This window comes from Pseudomonas sp. EGD-AK9 (assembly GCF_000465935.2).
In the GTDB taxonomy this organism is placed as follows: Bacteria; Pseudomonadota; Gammaproteobacteria; order Pseudomonadales; family Pseudomonadaceae; genus Aquipseudomonas.
The window spans coordinates 1-8,693 of sequence record NZ_AVOF01000105.1 but is presented as its reverse complement, the minus strand read 5'-3'; the positions used below and the strand labels follow the sequence as shown (position 1 = coordinate 8,693).

Annotated in this window: 8 protein-coding genes and 1 pseudogene; 1 reads left to right on the top strand and 8 read right to left on the bottom strand. The window is 67.9% G+C overall.

Annotation, left to right across the window (positions count from 1 at the left end):
- The 6 genes and pseudogenes from N878_RS05845 to N878_RS05820 form a co-directional block, all read right to left on the bottom strand.
- Positions 1-354, bottom strand: a pseudogene (locus N878_RS05845) (hybrid sensor histidine kinase/response regulator); the annotation flags it as partial.
- A complete protein-coding gene (locus tag N878_RS05840; protein WP_031302812.1) occupies positions 351-1,121 on the bottom strand; it encodes an ABC transporter substrate-binding protein in 771 nt (256 codons plus the stop codon). The gene N878_RS05840 and the pseudogene N878_RS05845, both read right to left, overlap by 4 nt.
- Positions 1,118-1,843, bottom strand: a complete 726-nt coding sequence (locus N878_RS05835) for a response regulator (RefSeq protein WP_021442746.1) — start codon at positions 1,841-1,843, stop codon at positions 1,118-1,120. Before N878_RS05835 ends, N878_RS05840 begins: the two co-directional genes overlap by 4 nt.
- An 80-nt stretch (positions 1,844-1,923) precedes the next feature.
- A complete protein-coding gene (locus N878_RS05830) occupies positions 1,924-2,589 on the bottom strand; it encodes a TetR family transcriptional regulator C-terminal domain-containing protein (RefSeq protein WP_021442745.1) in 666 nt (221 codons plus the stop codon).
- A 73-nt stretch (positions 2,590-2,662) separates the two neighbouring features.
- Entirely contained in the window at positions 2,663-4,060 is a 1,398-nt protein-coding gene (locus N878_RS05825) for an APC family permease (RefSeq protein WP_021442744.1), read from the bottom strand.
- A 43-nt stretch (positions 4,061-4,103) separates the two neighbouring features.
- Positions 4,104-5,495, bottom strand: a complete 1,392-nt coding sequence (locus N878_RS05820; protein WP_036987452.1) for an aminotransferase — start codon at positions 5,493-5,495, stop codon at positions 4,104-4,106.
- 151 nt (positions 5,496-5,646) lie between these two features.
- On the opposite strand from N878_RS05820, the gene N878_RS05815 reads away from it, so the two are divergent.
- A complete protein-coding gene (locus N878_RS05815) occupies positions 5,647-6,519 on the top strand; it encodes a helix-turn-helix transcriptional regulator (protein WP_156350853.1) in 873 nt (290 codons plus the stop codon).
- An 8-nt stretch (positions 6,520-6,527) separates the two neighbouring features.
- Here N878_RS05815 and N878_RS05810 read toward each other — a convergent pair whose 3' ends face one another.
- Positions 6,528-7,655: an acyl-CoA dehydrogenase family protein gene (locus N878_RS05810; protein ID WP_021442741.1), complete on the bottom strand. Its 1,128-nt coding sequence runs from the start codon at positions 7,653-7,655 to the stop codon at positions 6,528-6,530.
- Positions 7,656-7,743: 88 nt separating this feature from the next.
- The coding region (locus N878_RS05805) for an acetyl-CoA C-acyltransferase (RefSeq protein ID WP_021442740.1) at positions 7,744-8,693 on the bottom strand (950 nt) is incomplete at its 5' end.

Here is an 8,693-nt window from a genome sequence, read left to right as displayed (position 1 = left end):
GTAGACCAGCGCGAAGCGCTCGCGACGCAGCGGCTCGGCGGCCTCGCGCCGGCCCTTGAGCAGATCGAAGTCGCTGCTCTGCAGACGCACCCAGGCGATATCGGGAAAGTCCACCAGGCCGCGCAGCTGCACCGTCAGCTGTTCCTGGTTGAGGTCCCACAGGCTGCGCTCGATGCTGGCCAGGTAGCCGCTGCGGATCAGCTCCAGGCGCGACTCCACCCCAGCCATCTCGCGGCGGTACTCCAGCACCAGCTGCAGCGCCCCGGCGAGCAGGGTAAAGCACAGGCTGAACAGCAGGATAAAGCGCAGCAGGCGCCGCGACAGGCCGCTGAGCGCCGGCAGACGCAGGCTCACCGGGAGGCCTCCTGCATGGCTCGATAGGCCGCCTCGCTCTCCGCCAGCCAGCGCTCTACCGCGCCATCCTCACGCAGGCGGCGCAGCTCGGCATCGATACGCCCCTGCCAGGCCACCAGGGGCGAGCGCCGGGAAATGGCGAAGTGCAGCTGATCCACCGCCAGGATCAGCGGCGCCATGGCGATACGCTCGGCCCCCGGCAGGTACTCGACGAACAGCTGACCGGTGCGCCGCTCATGGGCGATAAAGTCGATGCGCCCGCGGATCAACTTGCCGAAGTTCTGTTGATTGCTGGCTACCCGCTCGACATTGCCATGGGCCGCCACCAGCTGGTCGAAGGCCTGGCCGTAGCTCTCGCCGAACAGCAGGCCGCCGCGATAGCCGGCCAGGTCCTCCAGGCGCCGCACCTTGAGCGGCCGTTCGCGGTTGTAAAACAGCGCCACTTCCTCCTGCAGCAGCGGCTCCTGGCTAAACAGCAGCTGGGCCTCACGCTCGGCCGAGCGGTAGGCGATCACCAGGTCGACCCGGCCTTCGCCGGCATCACTCAGGCAGCGCTGCCAGTTGCCCAGCACCACGATCTCCAGGGCCAGGCCGAGACGCTGCGCCACCTCGCGCACCGCCCGCGGCGCCACGCCCTGCACGCTACCTGCGGCATCGCTCCAGGAAATCGGCGGGTACACCGGGTGGTCGCAGTAGCGCAGGGTCGGCGCCTCGCCCCGGGCCAGGCCGGCCGCCAGCAGCAGGCCCAGCAACAGCCAAGGCTTCATGCCCGCGAGCTGACCGGGGCGCTAAACAGATAGCCGGCGCCATGGATGGTGATGATCAGCCGCGGGTCGGCCGGGTCGTCCTGCAGCTTGCGCCGCAGGCGGCCCACCAGCACATCGATGGAGCGGTCGTTGGGCAGCCATTCGCGGTTGCGGATCTGGTCCATCAGCTGATCGCGGCTGAGGGTATGCCCGCTGTTGCGCAGAAATACGCTAAGCAGCTGGAACTCGCCATGAGTCAGCAGGCATTCGCGGCCATCGGCGGCCAGCAGGCGGCGGCGATCCAGGTCCAGGGTCCAGTCGGCGAACTGGCGCAGCTGGCGGCCCTCCTCCACCGGCCCGGCGGCCTGGGCATGGCGCACCCGGCGGATCAGGTTCTTCGCCCGCGACATCAGCTCGCGGGGGTTGAAGGGCTTGGCCAGGTAGTCGTCGGCGCCGCATTCCAGGCCGACGATGCGGTCGATCTCGTCGTCGCGGCCGGTGATCAGGATGATGCCCACCTCCGAGCGCACGCGCAGCTCGCGGGTCAGGGTCAGGCCGTCCTTGCCGGGCAGGCGGATATCGAGCATCACCAGCTCCACCGGCTGCTCCTGCAGGCAGGCCTCGGCCTGCTCGGCGGTTTCGGCGCAGAGCACCTCATAGCCGTCGCGCTGCAGGTAGGAGGCCAGCAACTCACGGATTACCGGATCGTCGTCGACGATCAATACACGGGCCATGGCCGTCATGCGCTCGCTCCTGCCGCTCCGATGGAAGCGGCCACTCTTGTCGTTATAGGTGGAAGGTCGCGGGGGTTCGCCTGGCCACTCTAGCCATTGCTGAACACTTGATCAACATCCTCGACCGACATAAAACGCCGATAACCGCCGGCCTCCAGGCCGTCGACCCAGGCCTCGCACAGCAGCACGCCCTGGGCCGGGGTAAAGGTGTTGGGGTTGAGCCCGGACTCCAGCCACAGGCCGTCGAGCAGAGCCGACAGGCCGATGGCTGCCAGCTCGGCATCGAAGCCCGGCCACTGGCGCTCGGCCGCCAGCTGGGCCAGCACCGCGGCGAGCATGCGCCGGTACTCGCCATAGGAGTGCTCGTGAGCCTGGTTGATCGCCTCGGCGGTCTTCACCGCGCCCCAGAAGGCCAGCCAGGCCTCCAGCAGCTGCGGGTCGAGCAGCTCGCGGCAGAAGGAGGCCTGGAAGAAGGCCGACAGGCGCGCCCGCGGGGTCGGTTCGGCCTGGCTGATGGCCTCCTGCAGCAGGCCCATGACCCGCCCGGTGACGGTCAGATAGGCCTCGGCCACCAGCTCGTCCTTGCCGCCGTAATGGTGGTTGATCAGCCCCACCGAGACCCCCGCCTCGGCGCAGATCTTGCGGATCGAGGCGCCCTGGAAGCCGTGCTGCTTGAGGCACTTGAGAGTGGCCTCAACCAGATGCGACTTGCGCAGCTCGGGCTCCAGGCGGGCGAAACGAGTCGGGTGGGTCATGGCCGATCCTTATACAGTCGTAGCAGGCTCTGAACGCAGCGCTGAACGACTGTACAGGATCATCCGCGATCCGTCAGCGCCCCTGCAGAGCCAGGGCCTGTTGCGCCTGCTGCCTGCTGCTGGCGCGAATCAGCCACTCGCCGATCACCAGGGCCAGACCGACCCCGAGCAGGATCTTGCCGCTGTAGTCCCAGTCCATCGGCTCGCCGGGGGTGACCACGAACAGCAGGATGCCGGCCAGCACATGCAGCCCCACCAGCGCCGCCCACAGGCAGGCGCCGACGTTGCCCAGGGGCATACGGAAGGCGCGCGGCTGCGGGTCGTGCAGGCGCAACTTGATAAAGGCCAGGCTCATCAGCACATAGGGCAGCATGAAAATCATCGCGAAGATCGACAGCAGGGTCCAGAACAGCTCCTCGGCGCTGCTGGCCACCAGGCCGTAGACCAGCATCACCGCGATGCTCACCGCCGAGGCCAGCAGCGCCGGGCCCACCGGGGTGTGGTAGCGCGGATGGACCACGCCGAACAGCGCCGGCAGCTCGCCGGCCTTGGCCGCCGCCACCGCCGCGCGGTTGGTGCCCATGCTCCAGGTGACCATATTGGTGAACAGGGTGAACAGCACGAAGCAGGCGATCAGGCTGGCGAAGGCGCCGCCCAGGCCGTCGTGGCCGTACATCTGGTACAGCGACTCGGCGAAGATCTTGGTCACGTCGGTCTGGTCGCTGGGCACCGCGGCCAGCACGCCGAGGGTGCCGAACACGTTGAAGGCGGCGATCAGCAGGCCGGCGGCAAGGATCGCCCGGGGGATGTCGCGCAGTGGATTGCGCATCTCCGGGGCGCTGCAGCAGGCCAGTTCGGTGCCCATGATGCCGTAGACCATGATGCCCAAGGCAGCGATCGCCATCCCCGATGAGGGTATCAGGGTCTCCAGGGTCAGGGGGTTGGCGAAGCCGTGCTGCAGCCCGTAGCGAATACCGCCTACCCCCAAGGCCAGCACCGCCACCAGCTTCATCAGCGCCCCCAGGTTGGGCAGCCACTTGCCGATGCCCAGCTTGACCGCATTGAACAGCGCGGTGAGCAGGGCCAGGCTGATGCCGATGGCGATCTGCGTCCACAGGCTCAGATCCGGCAGGAAGAACTCGCTGAGCATGGCGGCGAAGAGGATATACACCGAGGGCATCCACAGCGCGTTATTGACCCAGTACATCCATGACAGGCGCGCGCCCCAGCGGGCGCCGAAGGCCAGCCGCACCCAGTGGTAGACCCCACCGCTGCCGGGGTAGGTGGTGCCCAGCTCGGCGGTCATCAGGGCCATGGGCACGAACAGCAGCACCAGCACATAGGCCCACCAGAACAGGCTGGTGGCGCCGAGGGATGCGGCCAGGGCGATCTGATCCATAAACAGCATGGCCGAGACGGTGTAGAGGGTGACGTCGCGAAAGCGCAGGACCTTGTTCTTGTTGTCGTCCATTGGGGGCCTTCCTTCTGTGAGTAAAGTGGGAGCGCCAAAAACGCTAGTAGTGACCGGCCTGTTGAAGATCTTCCAGGGCCTCCAGAATGCTTTCGCGCAGCACCCGGACGATAAAGTCCACCTGCTCGCGGGTCAGGATCAAAGGCGGCGACATCACGTTCAGGTGCACCATGGGCCTTACCAGCAGGCCGCGCTTCTGTGCCCGCAGGTGCACCCACTCACCGATATTCAGCGCCTCGGGGAACAGCGCCTTGCTCGCCTTGTCGGCGACGAACTCGACGCAGGCCATAAAGCGCAGGCCACGCACGTCGCCGACTATAGGCAGGTCGAGCAACGTCCTGAGCTGCTCCTCGAAATAGCGGCCGACCTCCTCGACATGCGCCAGGATGCCCTCACGCTGGATGATCTCGATGTTCTTCAGCGCCGCGGCGCAAGCCACCGGGTGCCCCGAGTAGGTGAAACCATGGGTGAAGCAGCGGCCCTGGCCCGGCTCGGCGATCACCTGCCAGATGCGCTCGGAGAACAGGCAGGCGCCCAGGGGCTGGTAGCCGCTGGTCAGGCCCTTGGCGGTGGTGATGATGTCCGGCTGCACGCCGAACACCGCCTCGCTGGCGAAGAAGTGCCCCAGGCGACCGAAGGAGGTGACTACCTCATCGGCGATATAGAGGATGTCGTAGCGCCGGCACAGCTCCCAGATGCGCCGGTGGTAGCCGGCCGGCGGCACCATCACCCCGCCGGAGCCGAACACCGGCTCGCCGATAAAGGCCGCCACCTGGTCCGCGCCCAGCTCCAGCACCTTGGCCTCGAACTCGGCCACCAGGCTCTCCAGGTACTCGGCCTGGCTCAGGCCGGCGGGGGCGCGGTAGGGATAGGGGCCGCTGAGGTGGTGGATGCCGTCCTGGATAAAGTCGAACTGCCCCTCGCGGTCCACCTGCTTGCCGCCCAGGGACATGCCCAGGTAGGTGGAGCCGTGGTAGGCGTGGCGCCGGGTCAGGATCTGCTTCTTGTGCGGCAGGCCGCGGCAGTTCTGGTAGTAGTGCACCAGGCGGATCGCCGTATCCACCGCGGTGGAGCCGCCGGTGGTGAGGAACACATGGTCGATATCGCCCGGGGCCAGCTCCGCCAGCTTGGCGCACAGCTCCACCGCGCGCGGGTTGGCCATGTCGCAGAAGGGGTTGGCGTAGGCCAGCTGGCGGGTCTGCTCGGCGATGGCCTCGACCATTTCCTCGCGGCCCAGGCCGATATTGGTGCACCACATGCCGCCCACTGCGTCCAGGTAGCGGTTGCCGGCCAGGTCCTGGATATAGGCGCCATCGCCGCCGCCGATCTGCAACGCGTCCTGCTGGCGGTGCTCGTCGAACAGGTGGTAGCCGTGCATATAGTGGGCGCGATCCAGGGCGGCCAGGCTGGCCTGGTCGCGAACGGCGGTGGGCATGGGGGTAACGATGGACATGGGCTGACTCCTGCGGGACTGTTGCCTGCAGGCTAAGAAGCCAGGGCCCGGGCGGCCATACCTCATTTGAGGGTATGCCGGGCCGGACCCGGTTCACTGCGGTATGCTGGCCGCCCCTGCAATCGAGAGGTGTGTGCCCATGCTTGCCCCGGACAGCCTGCAGCGCTGGCACCAAGCCCTGGCCCGGGCCATGGCCGCCTGCCATGGCCCCGACTTCGCCGAGCGCCTGGTCGACGCCCTGGCCAGCCTGGTGCCCGTGGAGTCGGTGATGATCAACCTGGAGCGCATCGGCGGCGCCCCCCGCCTGCTCTACGAGCGCGGCATCCCGGCGACCAACCGCGAGCTGCTGCTGAGCCGCTACTTCTCCCGCGGCTACCTGCTCGACCCCTTCTGCCTGGCGGTGGACCAGGGCCTGCCCGAAGGTTTCTACAGCCTGGGCGAGATCGCCCCGGACGACTTCTTCGACAGCCAGTACTACAAGACCTACTACCTAGGCGCCGGCTCGGTGGAGGACTGCTACTTTATGCTGGAGCTGAACGAACGCGAGCGGGTCTCCCTGAGCCTGTACAACGGCCTTAGCGCCCGGCCCTTCCAGGCCGAACAGCTGCAGCTGCTGCGCAGCCTGGCGCCGGTGATCCTGGAACTGGGCCGGCAGCACTGGCGCGAGGTCGGCAACGCGGAGCAGGCCCAGGGCGCCGACTTCGAGCAGCAGCTGCGCGAGGCCTTCATGAGCTTCGGCGAGGGCCTGCTCACCGCCCGCGAGCTGGAGGTCTGCCACCTGCTGCTGCGCGGCCACTCAGCCAAGTCCAGCGCACGCCTGCTGGCAATCTCCTCGGAGACGGTGCGCATGCACCGCAAGAATCTCTACACCAAACTGCAGATCGGCTCCCAGGCCGAGCTGTTCTCGCTATTCATCGCCTGGCTGGGCGGCGAAACGGACCGCCCGGCAGCACAGCAGCCCCCTGCCGTGAGCGCCCGGGGGCGAACCGCCAGCCACTCGGCATAGCGCCGCGCCTACAAACCGCGCGCAATCACCATCCGCTGCACGTCGCTGGTGCCTTCGTAGATCTGGCACACGCGCACGTCGCGGTAGATGCGCTCGACCGGAAAGTCCTTGAGGTAGCCGTAGCCACCCAGGGTCTGGATCGCCGCCGAGCACACCCGCTCGGCCATCTCCGAGGCGAACAGCTTGGCCATCGAGGCCTCGCTCAGGCATGGCAGACCGGCTTCGCGCAGGCTGGCGGCGTGGTGCACCATCTGCCGCGCCACGGCGATCTGGGTGGCCATGTCGGCCAGGCGGAAGGCCACCGCCTGGTGCTCGATGATCGGCTTGCCGAAGGTGACCCGCTCGTGGGCATAGTCGCGCGCCGCCTCGAACGCGGCGCGGGCCATGCCCACCGCTTGCGCGGCGATGCCGATGCGCCCGCCTTCCAGGTTGGCCAGGGCGATGCGGTAGCCCTCGCCCTCCTCGCCCAGGCGCAACTCGGCCGGGATGCGCACTTCGTCGAGCTGGATCTGGCAGGTGTCCGAGGCGTGCTGGCCGAGCTTGTCCTCCACCCGCACCACCGAGAACCCCGGCGCGTCGGTGGGCACGATAAAGGCGCTGATGCCCTTCTTGCCGGCCCCCGGGTCGGTGACGGCGAAGACGATGACCATGCCGGCGTGGCTGCCGGATGTGATGAACTGCTTGGCGCCGCTCAGCACGTAGTGCCCGCCGTCGCGCCGCGCGCGGGTGCGCAGGTCGCTGGCATCGGAGCCGGCCTGGGGTTCGGTCAGGGCGAAGGCGCCGAGCATGCTGCCTTCGGCCAGCGGGCGGAGAAAACGCTGTTTCTGCGCCTCGCTGCCGTATTTCAGGATCGGCATGCAGCCCACCGAGTTGTGCACGCTCATGATGGTGGAGCAGGCACCATCTCCCGCCGCCACCTCTTCCAGGGCCAGGGCGTAGGCCAGATGGCCGGTCTCGGCGCCACCCCACTGTTGCGGCACCAGCATGCCCATGAAACCCAGCTGGCCCATCTCGGCAATGGCCTCGGCCGGGAAGCGATGCTGGCGGTCCCAGTCGGCGGCGAAAGGCTTGAGCCGTTCCTGGGCGAACTGGCGGGCCATGTCGCGGATCAGTAGTTGTTCTTCGTTGGGCAGCATGGCTGGCTCCGATAATGCGGGTTAATCAATGATACGAACCGTAGGGTATCGCGGGGCCGCCTAGGTAGTGCGCACCATGGTTATTGCCTCACAACCTTTCGATAGCCACCGCCGTGGCCTCGCCGCCGCCGATACACACCGAGGCCACGCCGCGCTTGAGCCCGTACTGACTCAGCGCATTGAGCAGGGTCACCAGCACGCGGGCGCCGGAGGCGCCGATGGGGTGGCCGAGGGCGCAGGCGCCGCCGTGCACGTTGAGCTTGTCATGCGGGATGTCGAGGTCACGCATCGCCACCATGGGCACCACGGCGAAGGCTTCGTTGACCTCGAACAGGTCCACCTCGTTCAGGCTCCAGCCGGTGCGCGCCAGCAGGCGCTGGATGGAGCCCACCGGCGCGGTAGTGAACAGATTGGGCGCCTGGGCGAAGGACGCATGCCCGGCGACCCAGGCCAAGGGGGCCAGGCCGCGCTTCTCCGCCTCCTCCAGGCGCATCAGCAGCAGGGACGCCGCGCCATCGGAGATCGAGCTGGCGTTGGCCGCCGTCACCGTGCCGCCCTCGCGGAAGGCCGGCTTCAGGGTGGGGATCTTCTCCAGGCGGGCCTTGGGCGGCTGTTCGTCCTGGCTGACGGTCACCAGGTCGCGGCCGGACCTGGCCTCCACCGGCACTATCTCGGCGGCGAAGCGGCCCTCGGCCATGGCCCGCTGCGCGCGGGTCAGCGAGGCGATGGCGAAGCCATCCTGCTGCTCGCGGGTGAAGCCGTAGGCCTGGGCGCAGTCTTCGGCGAAGGTGCCCATCAGGCGTCCCTTGTCATAGGCGTCCTCCAGACCGTCGAGGAACATATGGTCGAGCACCTTGCCATGGCCCATGCGGTAGCCGGTGCGTGCGCGCTCGAGCAGGTAGGGGGCGCCCGACATGCTCTCCATGCCGCCGGCCAGCACCACCTCGGCACTGCCGGCACGCAGCAGGTCATGGGCCAGCATCACCGCCTTCATGCCCGAGCCGCACATCTTGTTCACCGTGGAGCAGGCCACCGATT